The following is a 17,113-nucleotide window of genomic DNA, read 5'->3' on the forward strand; positions in this document are numbered from 1 at the left end:
TATGGCCGCTGGCACGTCCTTGAGGAGTGATCTGGAGCGTGCGCGGTCGATCCGGGCACTGATCGCAGATCAGGATCTTTTGATCTGCCTGTATCCCCATCTGTTCGCTGTGAAACAGATGGCACGACTAGCCGGAATGCACAGCCGACGGCAACGGGTGTTTGTTGAGAGCAGAGCCGACGCTCTGGGCCACCTCGAAACCATGGCCACCGTTCCTTGGATCCTGGTGTCCGAACGCTTGAGCGATGGCTCGGGACTGTCGCTGCTCGGCGACTGTCGACGGCTCATCCCCAGCCATCGCAGTCTGCTGCTGCTCAACCGCCCCAGCGCTGAAACCCTGAAGATCGCCCGTCAGCTTGAGGTGGATTCCCTGTTGGACGAGCGCAGTGTGGAGAAGCGTTCAGGTGCACTGATTCAGGCGCTGACAGCCCTCAGGGAGGGTTCGCGCTACGAAGATCCAAGGCTGCAAGCCGACTTTGAAGCGACGCACACCAGCAACAAGACGCTCTCAGGCCGGCAACTGGAGATTCTGACTCTCGTGGCGGACGGTCTCAGCAATCGGGACATCGCCCAACAGCTTCAGATTTCGAGCAACACCGTGAGAGATCACCTCAGCGAGATCATGCTGCGACTGGAGGTGAACAACCGCGCCAGCGCGGTGTCATCCGCCCTGCGGCGGGGACTGATGCCCTGAACCAGAGGCACGGTGTGCAAACCCCCCATTTGGAGGATGGTGAATCACGGCCTTACAGATCTGAATGGGTGAGCCGAACCACCGCATTCAGTCCGCATCACGGTTGCTTCTGGTCACACAGAAATGGCGGCCCGTTGCATTTGCTGCATCCTTTCCCGCTGAACTGAAGCGGTTGATGCCTCCTTCAACCCATGCCCCCTTCCAACACGTTGCAGGTTTCCGTTAGCGGAGACCTCTGGTGGGGTGGTTTCACTGCTGAAATCACCGTACGCAATCCCTCCGACCAGCCGCTGGAGAGCTGGAGCACCAGTTTCATCAGTGCCCACGACCTGGACCCTGAAGCCTGGGGGGTGGAGATCACCCGTGAACCCCTGGGGGATGGCCTCAGCCGCTACACACTCACGGGAACCTCCTGGGGACAAAGCATTCCCGCAGGAGGGGAGATTCGCGTGGGATTCAATGGCTCTCAGAGCGTCGATCTCGGCAGGGATGGCGCCTTGACCGAAGCCATGCTGATTGCTGAAAGGCCCATGGGCGAATCGGTGCTAACGCCCTCTGAAGCGCACGATGAAGTGCTCGGTGATGCCAACGCTGCTGAAAACACTTCGATGCCCCATGACCACAGCACGATGGCTGGCCGCTACACGGACATCACCACCTGGGGGAGCTTCCATGGCTCTAACAACAACTCCGAGCACAACGAACTGGTGGGGGGCCGCACGGCGATCACCACCGAAGCGATGGAGGCCTACAACGGCTTGCGCGCCTTTGCCGGCCTTGAGGCGGTTGAGCTCGAGGCGGTTGGTGAGTGGGCTTATGCCCAGGGTTTGACCAACAACGCGCAGGCCTGGGGTGATGACACCAAAGGCGTTGGCCTCTGGTATGCGATGCAAGCAGCCAAGGTGGGGTGGATCTCGGATGAGACCTACAACCCGCAGATCCTGGCTGACATCCAACGCACCGCCCGCCAAGGCGACACCGATGCGGTGATGGCGATGGTTGAAACCTTCGGCCATGAGGGCTTCGCCAGCCATCTGCGCAGCAATGCGCTCGTGGACACCTTCGTCAACACCCTGAAAATGGAGCCCCACTACGGCGGCTGGATGCATGGCCGCACCCATGGCTTCCTCGACATCGAAGGCGTGGCGATCAACCACGACATCAACCACCTGACGGTGCTGGGCTGGGATCAGCAGCAGCCCTTCATGAATGACACCTTCGACTGGCCGCAGTGGCCTGCGTTGGAGGTGAGTGATGACACGGTGATCAACTACTTCCAGTCGATCGTGACGCTGGGAAACCCACTCAGCAGTCAACTGGAGTCTCTGGAGGCACCAGCAGGGACTGGACTGACCGAAACACCATCGCTTCCGAGCACTCCATCTCCCTCCACTGAGACGGAGTCCACAACCAACGATCCAATCAATGGCTCTCAGAGCGTCGATCTCGGCAGAGATGGCGCCTTGACCGAAGCCATGCTGATTGCTGAAAGGCCCATGGGCGAATCGGTGCTAACGCCCTCTGAAGCGCACGATGAAGTGCTCGGTGATGCCAACGCTGCTGAAAACACTTCGATGCCCCATGACCACAGCACGATGGCTGGCCGCTACACGGACATCACCACCTGGGGGAGCTTCCATGGCTCTAACAACAACTCCGAGCACAACGAACTGGTGGGGGGCCGCACGGCGATCACCACCGAAGCGATGGAGGCCTACAACGGCTTGCGCGCCTTTGCCGGCCTTGAGGCGGTTGAGCTCGAGGCGGTTGGTGAGTGGGCCTATGCCCAGGGTTTGACCAACAACGCGCAGGCCTGGGGCGATGACACCAAGGGGGTTGGCCTTTGGTACGCGATGCAGGGAGCCAAGGTGGGGTGGATCGCCGATGAGACCTACAACCCGCAGATCCTGGCGGACATCCAACGCACCGCCCGCCAAGGCGACACCGATGCGGTGATGGCGATGGTTGAAACCTTCGGCCATGAGGGCTTCGCCAGCCATCTGCGCAGCAATGCGCTCGTGGACACCTTCGTCAACACCCTGAAAATGGAGCCCCACTACGGCGGCTGGATGCATGGCCGCACCCATGGCTTCCTCGACATCGAAGGCGTGGCGATCAACCACGACATCAACCACCTGACGGTGCTGGGCTGGGATCAGCAGCAGCCCTTCATGAATGACACCTTCGACTGGCCGCAGTGGCCTGCGTTGGAGGTGAGTGATGACACGGTGATCAACTACTTCCAGTCGATCGTGACGCTGGGAAACCCACTCAGCAGTCAACTGGAGTCTCTGGAGGCACCAGCAGGGACTGGACTGACCGAAACACCATCGCTTCCGAGCACTCCATCTCCCTCCACTGAGACGGAGTCCACAACCAACGATCCAATCACTGGTGCATCGCTTGCTGTCGAGATCAGCGGAGATCTCTGGTGGGGAGGTCTGACGGCCTCACTGGCGGTGACCAACGTTGGCGCGCAACGCACTGACAACTGGGGACTGAATTTCATCAGCCCTCATCAGTTTGATGGAAACAGCTGGGGGGCGACGATCCAGACCGAGAGGCTTGAGGATGGTCTGTACCGCTACGAGCTCACGGGTGCCGCCTGGGGACAGTCCATCGAGGCCGGTGAAACCATCAGCGTGGGCTTCAACGCGCGATCGGATGACACCGGTACCAGCGACGGTGCACTGACCCCTGAGATCCTGCTGGCGCTGAACAGCGAGCTGGTGGTGGTCTAGGCCAGGAGCACAGGGGATCTCCGGCAGGGATCGTGCTCAGGCTGCATGCCGGCGCCTGAGCACCGCCAACAGTTTGTCCATCACCGGCGGGATCGGGGCTTCAAACAGCATCCGCTCCCGCGTGATCGGGTGATCCAGACCGAGCTGAAAAGCGTGCAAGGCCTGACCGGGGAGTTCCATCGGCAGCTTGCGGCAGCGGCTGTAGGTGGGATCCCCCACCACCGGATGATTCATGTGGGCGCAATGCACGCGGATCTGGTGCGTACGCCCGGTGTCGAGCTTGAAACGCAGCAGCGAGTAATCACCAAGCCGCTCCTGCAAGCTCCAGTGGGTGCAGGCATAGCGCCCGTTCTCACCACTCACCACCGCGTATTTCTTGCGATCGGCGGGATGGCGGCCGATCGCCCCCACGATCGTGCCGCTGTCTCCTGCCGGCACCCCATGCACCACGGCCAGGTACTCCCGCGACGCGATGCGCTTTTGAATCTGCACCTGCAGCTTCACCAGTGCCTCCTGGGATTTGGCGATCACAATGCAGCCTGTGGTGTCCTTGTCGAGCCGGTGCACGATCCCCGGCCTGAGCTTGCCACTGATCCCCGGCAAGTCGGGACAGTGGTGCAACAGACCGTTCACCAGGGTTCCGTCCTTGTTGCCAGGGGCGGGGTGCACGGTGAGGCCGGCCGGTTTGTTGATCACGATCAGGTGCTCGTCTTCGAAGAGCACATCCAGATCCATGGCCTCAGGCTTCAGGTAGGGAAGGGGCTCGGGCGGAGGCATCCAAAGCTGCACCTCGTCGCCCTGACGCAGGGGGGTTTTGGCCTTGCCGGTGCTGCCGTTCACGCGCACAAACCCGGCATCAATGAATTTCTGGATCCGGGCGCGGCTCTGCTCGCTGCGCTGACTCACCAACCAGCGGTCCAAACGCATCGGCAGTGGTTTGGGGTAGATCAGCGTCACCAGCTCGCCTTCCCCTTCGCCAAAGCTGCTCGTGAAGGTTTCCTCCGGCAGCGGCGGCCTGCGCCAGACGGGGCTCATGCCGGCAGCTCCAGGGCAATGCTGCCCAATGCCGACTTACGGAAATCATCAAGAAGCCGTTGAGACATCCGCGCTGTGTCCCCTGAAGTGTGACGCTCCGCCACCGCCTCCAGCCAGTAGGCAGGATCTTCGGTAGTCCCGTCCAAAGGAACGCCATAGCGGCTCTCCAGGAGCGCCAAGCCCACGCCTGAGGCCTCCTGCGGCTGCAATCCCTTCAGGAGATTCAGAAACGCCTGGGCCACAAGCTCGCCGTCATAAGCGGCCTGGCCGATGTCGTCGCACAACGCCAGATGGAGCGCAGCCTGCTGGTCATCCAACCGCGGCGGCAGCACCCCGGGCGCATCAAGCAGATCCAGATCCTGGCCCAGACGCACCCAGCGCAGCGTGCGGGTCACACCGGCACGCCGGGCACTGGCCACCACCTTCTGTTTGACAAGCCGGTTGATCAAGGCCGATTTGCCCACATTGGGGAACCCCAGAGTGAGCGCCCGCACCGGACGTGGACGCATGCCGCGGTTGCGCCGCCGCTCATTGAGCTGATCGCCGGCGCGGATCGCTGCCTGCTGCACCTGCTTCACACCGGTGCCCGCCTTGGCGTCGCACCACACAGTGCGCTGGCCGCGGGCTTTGAACCAGGTTTCCCATGCAACACGTGCTTCAGGGGTGACCATGTCACGCCGGTTGATCACCAGGAGATGCTGCTTGCCGCTGATCCAACGATTGAGATGAGGGTGCCCCGTCGCCAGGGGAATGCGCGCATCACGCACTTCGATCACCAGGTCCACCTTGTCGAGATTGCGCTTGAGCTGCTGCTCCGCTTTGGCGATGTGGCCCGGATACCACTGAATCGGCGGTGAACTCACGGCACCACCAACACAGGGCATGGGGCCAACTGAATCACCCGCGATGCCGTGCTGCCGCTTTCGGCTTGCAAATTCACGCCCCGCGTTCCCATCACGATCACATCCACATTCAACTCGTCGGCCACATCGCAGATCACGAACGCCGGTTTGCCTTCACGCTCCACCACCTCGCAGACCACCCCCGCCTGCTCAAAACGGGATCTGGCCTCCGCCAACAGCAAGGCCACTGCTTCAGGATCGTGCATCTCCGGCCGCTCGGGCTGCACCACCGAAAGCACGACGAGTCGGCTGTTGTGACTACGCGCCAGCTCAAGCGCCTTACTAGCCGTTTCCACAGCCTCCCGGCTCTGATCGATCGGGAACAGAACGGTTTCAAACATCGCGACGGCCTCCTGCAGACAGCGCTCTACTAGTCCTAGCGCCACTGGGCGGGAACTCGGGTTAACCTCACCCCGTTTTCCTACCGCACGACACAACCCCATGGCGAAGCGTTCCCTGGCCGGCCTTAACACCGGTGACCTGAGCGGCAAACGCGTTCTCGTGCGGGTTGATTTCAACGTGCCCCTGAACGATGCAGGTGCGATCACCGACGACACCCGCATCCGTGCCGCCCTTCCCACGATCAACGACCTGATCGGCAAGGGCGCCAAAGTGATTCTTTCCGCTCACTTCGGCCGTCCCAAGGGCCAAGTGAACGACGCTATGCGTCTCACCCCTGTGGCGACCCGTCTGAGCGAGCTGCTGGGCAAGCCGGTGGCCAAGACCGACAGCTGCATCGGCCCTGATGCCGAGGCCAAGGTGGCTGCCATGGCTGATGGCGATGTGGTGCTGCTGGAGAACGTGCGCTTCTTTGCCGAAGAAGAAAAGAACGACGCAGGTTTCGCCGAGAAGCTCGCTGGCCTGGCTGAGGTGTACGTGAACGATGCCTTCGGCGCCGCCCACCGCGCCCACGCCTCCACCGAGGGCGTGACCAAGTTCCTCAAGCCTGCCGTTGCCGGCTTCCTGATGGAGAAGGAGCTTCAGTACCTCCAGGGTGCCGTGGATGAGCCCAAGCGTCCGCTGGCCGCCATCGTGGGTGGCTCCAAGGTGAGCTCCAAGATCGGCGTGCTCGAAGCCCTGATCGACAAGTGCGACAAGGTGCTGATCGGCGGCGGCATGATCTTTACCTTCTACAAGGCCCGTGGCCTCTCGGTGGGCAAGAGCCTGGTGGAAGAAGACAAGCTTGAACTGGCCAAAGAGCTGGAAGCCAAGGCCAAGGCCAAGGGCGTTGAGCTGCTGCTGCCCACCGACGTGGTGCTGGCCGACAACTTCGCCCCTGATGCCAACAGCCAGGTGGCTGATGTCACCGCCATTCCCGATGGCTGGATGGGTCTGGACATCGGTCCCGATGCCGTGAAGGTGTTCCAGGCAGCACTGGCGGATTGTCAGACCGTGATCTGGAACGGCCCCATGGGTGTGTTCGAATTTGAAAAATTTGCCAACGGCACCAATGCCATCGCCACCACCCTGGCTGAGCTGAGCAGCAAGGGCTGCTGCACGATCATCGGCGGCGGTGACTCCGTAGCTGCTGTTGAGAAGGCCGGTCTGGCCGAGAAGATGTCTCACATCTCCACCGGTGGCGGCGCCAGCCTCGAACTGCTGGAAGGCAAGGTTCTGCCTGGTGTGGCCGCCCTCAACGACGCCGCCTGATTCGCGCACAAGTTCATGCTGTGGCCGCCCCTGACGGGGCGGCTTTTTTGATGGGTAGCACTGAGAACTGAGGCGGCCTGAGGTCCAGTTGCGGATCCAGCAGGGGAGCCAGGCCGTAGTGCGTGCGCAGGGCGTTGATGTGCTCCAGGCCTTCCAGACGCAGCGCGAATGTCTCTTGCCGTTCCTTGCGTTTACAAGCGCGATAGGCCTCCGCCGTGAAAGCAGAACGGATACAGCGCTCCGACATCTGCAGGATGAACACCCGGCGGCTGTGGCTTTCCAGCTCCCACCGTCGTCGCACCTGGGCAAGCTCCCGTTGTTGCGCTGGTTGAAGCCGTTCCCAACCCGGCGGGTGCTGGCTGAGCTCGGCCTGCACGTGACCGACCTGAAGACTCAACGCAACCAGCAGGGCGCAAGGAAGCATGCGTTGGCCGGTTCGCCAGGATCTGACTGAGATGGGCGTAAACCATGACCGGATCTGATCTCAAAGCACCCAGTCGACTCGCTTTCATAGGCCTCGGTGCCCTTGGCCGACCGATGGCCGCCAACCTGCACCGTGCGGGCTATCCACTGCAGGTGCACACCCGCAGCCGCAGCGCCGAGAACGATCCAAGCCTGCATCAAGGGGACCCAGCCGCAGCGACCCTCTGCTGCGCGTCCCCCGCTGATGCTGTTCAGGGATGCCAGGCGCTCATGCTCTGCGTCAGTGATGACGCCGCCGTGGAAGCTGTGCTCTGGGGCGAAAACGGTGCGGGGCCTGCACTCGTGGAAGGAAGCCTGGTAATCGACTGCTCCACCATCAGCCCAGCCACATCCCAGCGAATGGCACAACGCCTGGCAAAACGAGGCGTGGGCTATCTCGACACCCCCGTGACCGGAGGAACGGAAGGGGCGAACGCCGGCACGCTCACCGTGCTCTGTGGCGGCAACGACGCCGACCTGGATCGCGCCATGCCATTGCTTGCGACGATCGGTGGCTCGATTCACCACTTCGGCGCTGTTGGCAGCGGCCAACAGGTGAAAGCGGTGAACCAGGTGCTGGTGGCCGGCAGCTATGCCGCCGTAGCGGAAGCCATCGCCCTCGGGCAGCACCTGCAGCTGCCGATGCAGCAGGTGGTGGATGCTCTCCAGCACGGCGCCGCCGGATCCTGGGCCCTCGAGCACCGATCCAACGCCATGCTCATCGATCACTATCCACTCGGCTTCAAGCTGGCGCTCCATCACAAGGATCTGGGCATCGCTCTTCACGCAGCAGCCGAGGCCGGTCTGGACCTACCGATCACCCAGGCTGTGCAGGCTCAGGAACAGACCCTGATGGACGCAGGCCTGGGTGACGCTGATGTGTCAGCTCTGCGCAGACACCTGCCCAGGGTGTGATGTCAGGGCTTGAGCTTGCTGCGGTCGTCGACCACCTGCACCCGCTTACTCACCGTGACAACGCCATCGGGATGCACCAGCAAAGCAGCCCAGACCTGCGATCCCGGTTGAAAAGGAGCCTGCACAGACTTGAAAAGACCGCCGCCGCCCAACGGTTGCAACTGGATGTCAGGGCTTTGCTGCTCCAGCACTTGCTGCGGCGTCACGGAGATCAGTCCTCCGGCCAGCAACGACTTACCGAGGGGCTGATCCACCACCACATCCACGTCGTAACGACTGCCGGTGAGCACAGTGTCTGGAATCAGCAGTGAGATCGGCAGGGGCTTGCTGGCACTGGTGAGCACCGATTGATCGCTGAGGATCTCCTGATCAGCGATCAGGCCGTTCTCCAAAGCGAGGGCAACCGTCTGTTGGGCCTGAAAGGAGTAACTCAGTCCGTCCTGCTGGCGGGTCCCACTCACCGCAAATTCCACGGTCTGGCGGCCATCATCCAAAAGCTGACCGCCCCTGACTGCCCAACGGGTTTCCGGGAACCTGCCAGTGAAGCGGCGGAAGCGATCAGCGAGGGCGCTCGCCTGCTCTGGAAGCATCAACGCCTCCAGTTGCTTGCTGCTGTCGTCGGCATTGAGTGCCTGCTGCAGACGGCTGCTGAGATCGGCTCCAGTCTGAGCCCGCAGCGGCAGCGCTGTGAACAGCGCCGTCCCGCACATCCATGACGCCATTGCGACACGCAGGAACGGGACCATGAAGCTGCCTCTGGAATCCATTTAAGTTAAGCCCCGTTTTTATGATCCGCCCCTCATGCCCCGGCTTCTGATTGCCGCCAGCGGCACCGGCGGACACCTTTTTCCAGCTTTATCGGTTGCGGATGCACTTCCGGACGGCTGGACCGTGCGCTGGCTCGGGGTACCGGATCGGCTCGAAACCACCCTTGTTCCCGAGCGTTACCCGCTCACCACCGTGAAGGCTGGCGGCTTGCAGGGGCGGGGCCTGAAGAAAGTGATTCAGCTGCTCCGCCTGCTGGCGGCCAGTCGCGACGTTCGCAGGCTGATCCGACGCAACGGCATCGACGTGGTGTTCACAACGGGGGGCTACATCGCCGCCCCGGCCATCCTCGGCGCCCGCTGGAGCGGCGTTCCGGTGGTGCTGCATGAATCCAATGCCATCCCCGGCCGGGTGACCCGGCTGCTGGGACGCGCCTGCACAAAGGTGGCCATCGGTCTGCCGGCCGCCGCCAGGCGCATCCCCGGCTGCGAGGCGATCGTGACCGGAACGCCTGTGCGCAACAGCTTTCTTCAGACCCAGTCACTGCCTGACTGGGTCCCCCAGGGTCCAGGGCCACTCCTGGTGGTGATGGGCGGCAGTCAAGGCGCGCTGGGACTGAACCGCATGGTGCGCCCCCTGCTGCCCATGCTGCTGAGCGAAGGCTGCCGGGTGGTGCATCTCACCGGCAGCAACGATCCCGATGTGAACAGCATCGAGCATCCCGGGTTCGCCGAACGACCCTTCAGCGATGACATTCCAGCGCTGCTGCAGCATGCCGATCTGGCCATCAGCCGGGCCGGGGCAGGCAGTTTGAGTGAACTCGCCGTTAGCAGCACACCCAGCGTGCTGGTGCCGTTTCCCCAGGCCGCGGATCGCCATCAGGATGCCAACGCCGCCTGCGCCGCCGCTCTGGGAGCTGCGGTGATCGTGCATCAACACACGCCCACCGAACCAGCTCTGCGCCAGACCCTTTGGCGCTTGCTCGGACCGAGACTGCGGGGCTGCGATCCAGCCGCTGATCCGCTGGTGTCGATGGCGCAAGCGATGCGCACCTTGGCGGAAGCGGATGCTGATCAGCAGCTGGCCGCGTTGCTGCAGGGGCTGGTGACTTAAGCCAAAGGCTGATGCCGCAGGGCGCCGCGCAGCGCCTTCAGGATCCTGCGATTGCCGCGGCGATCCTGAAGACCAATCCGCAGCCAGCGCTCCCCCAGGCCCTCGAACGAACGGCAATCGCGCAGCAGCACGCCACGCTGAGCCACCTGTTCGCGCACCGCAAGCAACGACGCTTGGCCCTCCACAAGCAGATAGTTGGCGCTGGAGGGGCGTGGGTTCAGGCCAGGGAGCTGGCGCAACTGGTGCTGCAACCAAGCACCCTCGTTGCGCACCCAGTGCTGCACGCGCTGCTGCCAGCGCTCGAAGCCTTGTTGGTCGGCCATCACAGCGGTGCCAGCGGCGAGCGCCAAACCATTCACTGGCCAGGGATCGCGCCACTGACTCCACTGCTGAAGCCGCTCAGGCGCAGCGATGGCATAACCCAGTCGCAACCCCGCCACCGCAAACAGCTTGGTGAGGCTGCGGATCACTACCAGGTTGGGATATTCGGCGACGAGCGGTATCAACGTTTGCCGTTCACCCTCCGGCACTAGGGGCAGGAAGGCTTCATCGCAGATCACCAGGCGATGACGAGCCAGAAGCGGCTCCAGGGACGCGCGGCTCCAGAGCTGCCCTGTGGGGTTGTGGGGATTGGTGATCCAAAGCACCTGAGCCTGGGCGTGCTGATCCATCAGCACCGGCCAAGGCTCGGCCCCCTGGCCGGACCAGCTCAGGTCCATAGGCAGGCCCTGAACAGCACCACCCCAACAGGCCAGCGCCCGGCGATAGTCCGCAAAGCCTGGTTCCAGCAAGCCACTCACACCACACGCCGCAGCATCACGGGCCGCCCAGGTGAACAGCTCGGCAGCGCCATTGCCAGGCAGCACCGCGTCAGCATCAATCACATGCCAGGCCGCGATGGCCCCTCGCAGCTCCTTCTGGCTGCGGTCTGGATAATCACGCAGGGCACCACCACGGATGCCTCGTTCCAGAGCCCTAAGCAGAAGAGACGGAGGTCGAAAAGGAACCAGGGAGGCGCTGGCATCCAGCAATTGCCCGGGCCTCAGGCCCATCCGCGCGGCTTCCTGACTGAGATTGCCGCCATGGGTCGGTGGTCTGGGGCCCAAAGCGACTGCCGAATACACAGATCCATCCTGCCCAGCAAGCCTCGACGACGGGTGCAGACACCGATACAACCCGGGAGCTCGCTGAGCCCGCGTGATGCCTCGATCCACCTGCCGACTTCGCTGGGCACCTTGGGGCCTGATGCTGGGCACCGCGTTGATGGTGAATGCGGAAGCACACGCCAATGAGTCCCTGATCAAAGTGCTGCACGAGCGAAGTTGTGAGGGCTGCAGCCTCGCCGATGCCGATCTCGTGCACGCTGATTTGCGCGACGCCAGCCTGCGCGACGCCAAATTGATGCGCGCGAACCTGGGTCAGGCCCAGCTGGATGGGGCCGACCTCAGAAATGCAGATCTGAGTTTCACCAGCCTGCGCGGTGCCTCCCTGCGCGGCGCCGACCTCACCGGCAGCAAGCTCTACGGCACCGACCTGCGAGACGCGGATCTCAGTGGTGCTCGGCTCAGCCCCCGGGCCCTAGAAGAAGCCCACTGGCAGGGAGCGCAGGGGATTGCCACTGGGTCGCGCAGCCACGCGGCCCTGCACAACGCCGGCGTTACGGCCTTTCAAGCCGGACGCTGGCCGGACGCTGAGCAGATGTTCAGTGATGCGATCCGCAGCGATCCCAATGAACCCCTCAGCTGGGTGGCCAGGGGCATCAGCCGCAGCGAACAGGCCAAAGACGAGCTGGCCGCCTCCGATTTCCGCTATGCGGCTTCGCTGTATCAAGCGAAAGGATCCCAGGACTGGGCGAACCAACTGATGGCTGCTGCCGACTCGGTGAACAAGCGACGTTTTGAGAGCGACGCACCGAACGAAGGGAAAGGCATGGGCGGCCAGTTCCTGCAGGGGGCGATGGCCGGACTGCGCATGCTGGCACCGATTGCAGCTAAAGCCCTTGTTCCACTGGGGCTGGGGTTCTAAGAGCGCCGCTTAAGAGCCGCTCATGATCTGCCGCGCGGCCGGTAGGGAAGGGCGATAGCCATAGCCATAACTTCCTCCCTGGGTGTCATCAATGATGCGTGGGGTGACGAGGATAACAAGCTCATTCTTCCTGCGATCACCACTCGAACTTCTGAAAAATTGGCCAATGAATGGAATATCTCCAAGGATTGGCCATTTCGTAACAGCTTGGACATCAGTGTCGGAAATCACACCGGTGAGGATGAGTGTCTGCCCATCTCGAACGCGAATCTTTCCAGTATCAAGCGTTCGGCTGTTGATAATACTGATGTTTCCACAATTACCAATTTGCTCCGTGGACCCGACTTCAGCTGAGATTTCAGGAGACAACGAGAATGTAACAAAACCATTATCATCAATCTTCTCAACTCTTGCACCAAATGTTAGACCAGCATTGCCAAAGACAGGCACGCAAAAAGCATTTCCGTTCTCATCCTGTTTTACCTCAAAAGAGGTTACAAGTTTCGTGCCAACGGAAACTAAAGCCTCGTTAGACTGCTCACGACCAACTTTTCCGTCAGCGGAAATCTTCGACGAGTCGGAACCCTGGGCGGACTCAGATCCCTCCTGAATAATCAAAGTCGGACTGGCCAAGAGCTTGGTCGACGACGACTGAATTTGAGCCGTCAGAAAGTCGAAAAACTGATTGACCGGATACTGAAAACGCGTGGGCGACCTGTATGTAACTCGCCCATCCTCATCAATTTCGTCAATTCCGGGCTGCAGTGGATTATCAAACGTTCCAAAATCGGGCCGAAAGGGCCCTCGCTCAAATGTACCCTCTGGTCCAATACGTGTGCCTGAGCCAGGAAGCGGAAATGGCGATGTTGGACTGTCAACAAACCCTGCACCACCGTCCAAAGAGCCCGTACCCGGAACAGGAGTTGTTCCTTCGGCAGCGCTATATCGACCCGGCAAGCCGCCCTGCTCACTACCAGGCGGCTTGTAGGCTCCGAAATTAGCAAGTAATTGCCCATTCTCGCTCACAATGAATGCGTTACCAGAGCGGAAGGCAAAACTATTATTGATTTGCGAATCATTGGATAATGCAATATCCAGAATCCTCACGCTCAAGGCAACTTGCCTTTGGCGCAAATCGATCTGTTTTAGATAGCCTTCGGCAATGGAAACAAGCTGAGAATCGCCGACCAACGTCACAGTCGAAAGGCGTGAATCAGTCGTGACAACGAGGCCCCTCAGAGGTCCGGTGGAGGCACCGAAACTTTCACTCTCCAATAGTGTTGAATTGGTCTGTGATGTCTGGTTACTAAGCTGCGCTGTCCCCGCGGATGCGGGCTCTCCAGTTGTGGTGGTGATCGTATTGGTCAGATTGAATGTTGCCCCAAGATTGCCCAGATACTCCGCAGCGGAGCGGGCACTCACCTGATTCAGCCGAATCACCTTGGACATCTGCGGTCCAAAGGTTTTGGTCGCAGCTGCCTTACCCACCAGCAATGTGCGGCCGTCCAACTTGCCTTGCAAACCTGAAGCCAGCAGTACCCCATTCAGGGCACGGGCATAACTCTCGTTCTGGAATGCCATCGACACGGTGCCGCTGGCCGACGACGGGTTCGCAGAACCACTGGCTGCCGGGTCTTCACCGACAAAGACAAACCCATACCCCCCCAAGCGGGCCAGGGCCATCAAAGCGTCTTTCGCCGGGGCGTTGTTCAAGGTGAGCGTCACCGGCGGTCCGCTCACATTCACGAAGCTGCGGTTCTGCAGCACCATCGTGCCCACGGCCATGTCTCCTAGCGGCGGTGCCACGGCGCGGGGACGCAGGGGTGGGGCGTAACGCTCCTGGGGCACAGTCCCGGGGGTGTTCAGATCCAGGCGCCCCGTCTGCAGGGTGGGCGCTGTGGTCAGACCGTTGAACTGAAGAATCAGATTTCTGCCATCGGCACTCACCACCGGTTCCTGCAGCGTCTGCCCCGGCACCGGCACCACTTCCAATTGATAGGTCTGCCCCGAGCCACTGATCGCCACCTTGGCCAGGCTCGCGCCTGGATCGGCCAGTTGCTGGCCACCATTGCGCACCCCCGGCTGACCCTGGGTCTGCAGACGCCCCTCCCACACCCCGCCGTTGAGGCGCTGCTGCAGCACCGGCTGGGCGCCAACACCCTCAACCACCACCTCCACACCGCTTGGGCCACGGCGGACGCGCAATGCCAGGGAACCCTGCGCCTGAGCCTGACGGGAGACGTTCTTCATCAGCCCATCGAGTCCCCCCACGTCGGCAGCCGAGAGGCCAGCCATCAACACAAGGGCCGTCAGCCGGGAAGGAGGAAATCGCATACCCGGGCCGAACTGCCACAAACCATGGGCGGATGGTATCGATCGAATCTCGACCCAACCAGCCCTCAACAACGAGAACTCACCAGCAGTTCAGGAGGGCGTTGACTCTGCCTTCTGGTCAACCGGCACTGCGGTTTTGTCGAAGAACGTCAGCTTCAGCTTCAGCTGAGTGCGTGGTGGCCCAGCGGGTTGTTGATCGTCTTCGTCAGACGCCTGGGAAGCATCGTCAATAGCCACCAATTCCAGGTCGCTGGGCTGCACCAGCAATTTCAACGCCTCCATCCGCCTCAGAAAAGCGAGCAAGCCGGGATAGGGGCCCTCCGCCTGGAGCAGAACCGCCGTTTTCTGGTACCCGAGCTTGGCAAGGGGGTCCTTTGGTGCTGCCTGCTTGTTGCCTTTCCCCTGAGTCTGTCCTGGCTTGGACGCCTTGTTCGTTGCCTCCGAGGGGGCATCCGCAGAGACAGCCGGCACAGGCTCATACAGCGTGATCGTTACTCCGGTGGCAGCCGACTCGCGGCTGAGCTGAGCAAGAAACGTGTCGATCTCCCCCTGACCAGCCACCAGTTCAATGAGCAAGCTCTGCTGCTGCTGCGCTTTCTGCAACTCCACTTGGGTTTTGGTGCGCTGCAGTTTCAACTGGGGCAGGGATGCCTCTTTGGCCTTCAAGTCATCCATGCGCTGGCGCTGTTCTTCGATCACCCCCAGCCGCGGCCAAGCCAGCCCGGCGAACAGCGCCCCAGCCAGCACCACCCCGAAGGCCGCAGGCGCACCCACCAGAATCCGCCCCCGGCTAAACCGGCGGCGCCAGACCGATTGATCCGGACTGAGGTTGGTCACAGCGGCACTCCCTGCTGCTCAAGCAACCGGTAGCGCTCGGCCAGCCCATCAGCACCCAAAGCCTCCAACTGCTTGATCGACGGCCGCGCTTTGGGGTCAAGCCCCCAGTCGAGACTGAAGTTCACCACCGGGGTGTCACCATCCTCGCGGGTGAGCTTGAGCACCTTCACACCGTCTGCCTGGGAGATGGGCAGGCGCGCCAAGGTGATGGCCAGAGCATTGATGCGCTCCAGAGGCCCCGGAGTGGTTCCCACGGCAGCCTTACCAGAAACCTTGATCCGGTCGCTTTGAACCGACACGTCCTCCAGCTGGATGCCGGCGGGAGTGACGCGCCGCAGCTGCTCCAATAAAGGCGATCCTGCGGGGACCGCCACGAGTTGCTCGGCGATCTGAAGCGTGTCCCTCTTAAGAGAGGACAACTTGCCTTTGTTCGTCTTGATCTGGCCTTCAAGGGAGCGGACCTGACGCTCAAAAGGCAACAGCGTCTCCAGCTCGCGCTTCTGAGCAGCCTCAATCCAGCCCAAGCCAACCACAAAGGCCAACGCAACACCCACGGCCGCCCCTCCCAACAACGCCCCCCGCAGCAGCAGAGGCCCCTTGGGCACCAACTGTGGGGAGTCCTGGGGGAGACCAAGCTCCAAGCGCCGTTCGCGCAACAGATCTGGCAAACGCTGCTGCTGGCGGCTCATCACGGCACCTCCGCTGGCGCCATCAGCGCCAGCTCCACCAGGGACGTTTCGGCATCCCCAAGCAATGGCCCCAGCGTGAGCGAGTCATGGCTGTCTCCCCAGCAGCCTCTCCAAGAAGCATCGGCTGTCACGCGCCAGCCCGGCAGGGGCAGGGCTGCAGATCCTGGTTCACAGTTTTGCTCCATCCAGGCATTCACCAACCCCAGCACTTCCACGCGCAAGGCCGCCAGATCCCTGGCCTCCAGGGCAACATCCAACTCAGGCCATCCATGCAACAGCAGCAGGAGACGCCAGCTGCCGCTGTGCTCCACCAACCAGATCAGAGGCTGCTGCAGGTCCTGCTCGTGCAAGCAGGCCAGTCCCCTCCAGGCGGCACAGAGCAGCCATTCAGCCCGACGCACGCTGAGATCGGCCAAAGCCAGGGTGTCCAGCCAGGCCTGCAGCACCAAGCGCTCCACACCCACCACCATCACCGTCTCAGTGCTGGCGTCAGGCAGCAGGTCCAGGTAACTCTCCTGCAGCGAGAGAGACCAGCCCAGGTCTGGGCCAAGCGCCCGCAGATCATCACCATTGCTGAGCGTGGCCGCCGCCGCTCCCTGAAGCCGCCGCCACTGACAGCACGGCAAGGGCAGCAACAACTCCACCTCCACCTGTACTGCCACCAATCCCTGATCCAGGAGCAGATCAGCCAGGGTGTCACCCAGCACCTCGCGCTGCAAGGGAACCCCAGCGCGGACCAGATCCTGGGGAAGCGGGACGCTGGTGACCTGCTGCTCTCCCTGCATGCTCCAGGTGAGTGTGAGAACATCGTCGGATGGGGCCAGCACGACCCGCACGGGATCCAGCAGGGCCTGGGCCTGACGAATCCAGCCCTCAAGCGCGGGGAAGCGATCATTCAGTCCTGCCAGCACCACGGTTGCCCCCCTACCGGCGTCATCAACGACCTGCCGG

The 17,113-nt window shown here is 62.1% G+C and carries 16 protein-coding genes; 6 read left to right on the forward strand and 10 right to left on the reverse strand.

The genetic code is table 11. From position 1 onward, the window contains the following. Position 1 precedes the first annotated feature (1 nt). Positions 2-694 carry a response regulator transcription factor gene (locus tag SynMEDNS5_RS12020; protein ID WP_186583577.1) on the forward strand — a complete coding sequence of 231 codons (693 nt, stop codon included), beginning with the start codon at positions 2-4 and terminating at the stop codon, positions 692-694. Positions 695-885: 191 nt separating this feature from the next. After that, positions 886-3,435 carry a cellulose binding domain-containing protein gene (locus tag SynMEDNS5_RS12025; RefSeq protein WP_186583578.1) on the forward strand — a complete coding sequence of 850 codons (2,550 nt, stop codon included), beginning with the start codon at positions 886-888 and terminating at the stop codon, positions 3,433-3,435. A gap of 36 nt (positions 3,436-3,471) precedes the next feature. Here SynMEDNS5_RS12025 and SynMEDNS5_RS12030 read toward each other — a convergent pair whose 3' ends face one another. Genes SynMEDNS5_RS12030 through SynMEDNS5_RS12040 form a run of 3 tightly spaced genes read right to left on the reverse strand, consistent with a single transcriptional unit; the run spans position 3,472 to position 5,713 of the window. Beyond that, positions 3,472-4,470 carry an RluA family pseudouridine synthase gene (locus tag SynMEDNS5_RS12030; protein ID WP_186583579.1) on the reverse strand — a complete coding sequence of 333 codons (999 nt, stop codon included), beginning with the start codon at positions 4,468-4,470 and terminating at the stop codon, positions 3,472-3,474. Beyond that, positions 4,467-5,333: a ribosome biogenesis GTPase YlqF gene (ylqF, locus tag SynMEDNS5_RS12035; protein WP_186586002.1), complete on the reverse strand. Its 867-nt coding sequence runs from the start codon at positions 5,331-5,333 to the stop codon at positions 4,467-4,469. The genes SynMEDNS5_RS12030 and ylqF overlap by 4 nt, the downstream gene beginning before the upstream one ends. Beyond that, the gene (locus SynMEDNS5_RS12040) at positions 5,330-5,713 is read right to left on the reverse strand and encodes a universal stress protein (RefSeq protein ID WP_186583580.1); all 384 of its coding nucleotides are present in this window, start codon (positions 5,711-5,713) and stop codon (positions 5,330-5,332) included. The genes ylqF and SynMEDNS5_RS12040 overlap by 4 nt, the downstream gene beginning before the upstream one ends. A 100-nt stretch (positions 5,714-5,813) precedes the next feature. Here SynMEDNS5_RS12040 and pgk point away from each other — a divergent pair, with 100 nt between their 5' ends. Then, a complete protein-coding gene (gene pgk, locus SynMEDNS5_RS12045) occupies positions 5,814-7,022 on the forward strand; it encodes a phosphoglycerate kinase (RefSeq protein WP_186583581.1) in 1,209 nt (402 codons plus the stop codon). Positions 7,023-7,035: 13 nt separating this feature from the next. On the opposite strand, the gene SynMEDNS5_RS12050 is transcribed toward pgk, so the two are convergent. Continuing rightward, positions 7,036-7,446 (reverse strand): hypothetical protein, encoded by a 411-nt coding sequence (locus SynMEDNS5_RS12050; RefSeq protein WP_186583582.1) that lies wholly within the window; start codon positions 7,444-7,446, stop codon positions 7,036-7,038. Positions 7,447-7,490: 44 nt separating this feature from the next. Here SynMEDNS5_RS12050 and SynMEDNS5_RS12055 point away from each other — a divergent pair, with 44 nt between their 5' ends. Continuing rightward, positions 7,491-8,399, forward strand: a complete 909-nt coding sequence (locus SynMEDNS5_RS12055) for an NAD(P)-dependent oxidoreductase (RefSeq protein ID WP_186583583.1) — start codon at positions 7,491-7,493, stop codon at positions 8,397-8,399. Between the two features lie 2 nt (positions 8,400-8,401). Here the strand turns inward: SynMEDNS5_RS12055 and SynMEDNS5_RS12060 are convergent, their stop codons facing one another. Next, the gene (locus tag SynMEDNS5_RS12060; RefSeq protein WP_255440166.1) at positions 8,402-9,145 is read right to left on the reverse strand and encodes a hypothetical protein; all 744 of its coding nucleotides are present in this window, start codon (positions 9,143-9,145) and stop codon (positions 8,402-8,404) included. A 55-nt stretch (positions 9,146-9,200) separates the two neighbouring features. On the opposite strand from SynMEDNS5_RS12060, the gene SynMEDNS5_RS12065 reads away from it, so the two are divergent. Next, positions 9,201-10,277, forward strand: a complete 1,077-nt coding sequence (locus SynMEDNS5_RS12065) for a glycosyltransferase (RefSeq protein ID WP_186583584.1) — start codon at positions 9,201-9,203, stop codon at positions 10,275-10,277. Here SynMEDNS5_RS12065 and SynMEDNS5_RS12070 read toward each other — a convergent pair. Then, complete coding sequence (locus tag SynMEDNS5_RS12070) at positions 10,274-11,383, reverse strand: histidinol-phosphate transaminase (protein WP_186586004.1); 1,110 nt, start codon at positions 11,381-11,383, stop codon at positions 10,274-10,276. The two genes, SynMEDNS5_RS12065 and SynMEDNS5_RS12070, sit on opposite strands and share 4 nt — an antisense overlap. A gap of 94 nt (positions 11,384-11,477) precedes the next feature. Between SynMEDNS5_RS12070 and SynMEDNS5_RS12075 the strand changes: the two genes are divergently transcribed. Next, positions 11,478-12,302: a pentapeptide repeat-containing protein gene (locus SynMEDNS5_RS12075; RefSeq protein WP_186583585.1), complete on the forward strand. Its 825-nt coding sequence runs from the start codon at positions 11,478-11,480 to the stop codon at positions 12,300-12,302. A 9-nt stretch (positions 12,303-12,311) separates the two neighbouring features. On the opposite strand, the gene SynMEDNS5_RS12080 is transcribed toward SynMEDNS5_RS12075, so the two are convergent. From SynMEDNS5_RS12080 to SynMEDNS5_RS12095, 4 genes are all read right to left on the reverse strand, one after another. After that, the gene (locus SynMEDNS5_RS12080; protein ID WP_186583586.1) at positions 12,312-14,636 is read right to left on the reverse strand and encodes a type II secretion system protein GspD; all 2,325 of its coding nucleotides are present in this window, start codon (positions 14,634-14,636) and stop codon (positions 12,312-12,314) included. Between the two features lie 90 nt (positions 14,637-14,726). Further along, a complete protein-coding gene (locus SynMEDNS5_RS12085) occupies positions 14,727-15,473 on the reverse strand; it encodes a hypothetical protein (protein ID WP_186583587.1) in 747 nt (248 codons plus the stop codon). Beyond that, a complete protein-coding gene (locus tag SynMEDNS5_RS12090) occupies positions 15,470-16,162 on the reverse strand; it encodes a PilN domain-containing protein (protein WP_186583588.1) in 693 nt (230 codons plus the stop codon). Before SynMEDNS5_RS12090 ends, SynMEDNS5_RS12085 begins: the two co-directional genes overlap by 4 nt. After that, on the reverse strand, positions 16,162-17,073 hold the full coding sequence (locus SynMEDNS5_RS12095; RefSeq protein ID WP_255440167.1) for a hypothetical protein: 912 nt from the start codon (positions 17,071-17,073) through the stop codon (positions 16,162-16,164). The genes SynMEDNS5_RS12090 and SynMEDNS5_RS12095 overlap by 1 nt, the downstream gene beginning before the upstream one ends. Positions 17,074-17,113 lie beyond the last annotated feature (40 nt).

It is taken from the genome of Synechococcus sp. MEDNS5, assembly GCF_014279875.1.
Taxonomy (GTDB): domain Bacteria; phylum Cyanobacteriota; class Cyanobacteriia; order PCC-6307; family Cyanobiaceae; genus Synechococcus_C.

Excerpts from the sequence above, each read along its gene's own strand:
- SynMEDNS5_RS12020 (WP_186583577.1), top strand. The coding sequence starts at position 2 with ATGGCCGCTGGCACGTCCTTGAGGAGTGATCTGGAGCGTGCGCGGTCG.
- SynMEDNS5_RS12025 (WP_186583578.1), top strand. The coding sequence starts at position 886 with ATGCCCCCTTCCAACACGTTGCAGGTTTCCGTTAGCGGAGACCTCTGG.
- SynMEDNS5_RS12030 (WP_186583579.1), bottom strand. The coding sequence starts at position 4,470 with ATGAGCCCCGTCTGGCGCAGGCCGCCGCTGCCGGAGGAAACCTTCACG.
- SynMEDNS5_RS12040 (WP_186583580.1), bottom strand. The coding sequence starts at position 5,713 with ATGTTTGAAACCGTTCTGTTCCCGATCGATCAGAGCCGGGAGGCTGTG.
- pgk (WP_186583581.1), top strand. The coding sequence starts at position 5,814 with ATGGCGAAGCGTTCCCTGGCCGGCCTTAACACCGGTGACCTGAGCGGC.
- SynMEDNS5_RS12050 (WP_186583582.1), bottom strand. The coding sequence starts at position 7,446 with ATGCTTCCTTGCGCCCTGCTGGTTGCGTTGAGTCTTCAGGTCGGTCAC.
- SynMEDNS5_RS12055 (WP_186583583.1), top strand. The coding sequence starts at position 7,491 with ATGACCGGATCTGATCTCAAAGCACCCAGTCGACTCGCTTTCATAGGC.
- SynMEDNS5_RS12060 (WP_255440166.1), bottom strand. The coding sequence starts at position 9,145 with ATGGTCCCGTTCCTGCGTGTCGCAATGGCGTCATGGATGTGCGGGACG.
- SynMEDNS5_RS12065 (WP_186583584.1), top strand. The coding sequence starts at position 9,201 with ATGCCCCGGCTTCTGATTGCCGCCAGCGGCACCGGCGGACACCTTTTT.
- SynMEDNS5_RS12075 (WP_186583585.1), top strand. The coding sequence starts at position 11,478 with ATGCCTCGATCCACCTGCCGACTTCGCTGGGCACCTTGGGGCCTGATG.
- SynMEDNS5_RS12080 (WP_186583586.1), bottom strand. The coding sequence starts at position 14,636 with ATGCGATTTCCTCCTTCCCGGCTGACGGCCCTTGTGTTGATGGCTGGC.
- SynMEDNS5_RS12090 (WP_186583588.1), bottom strand. The coding sequence starts at position 16,162 with ATGAGCCGCCAGCAGCAGCGTTTGCCAGATCTGTTGCGCGAACGGCGC.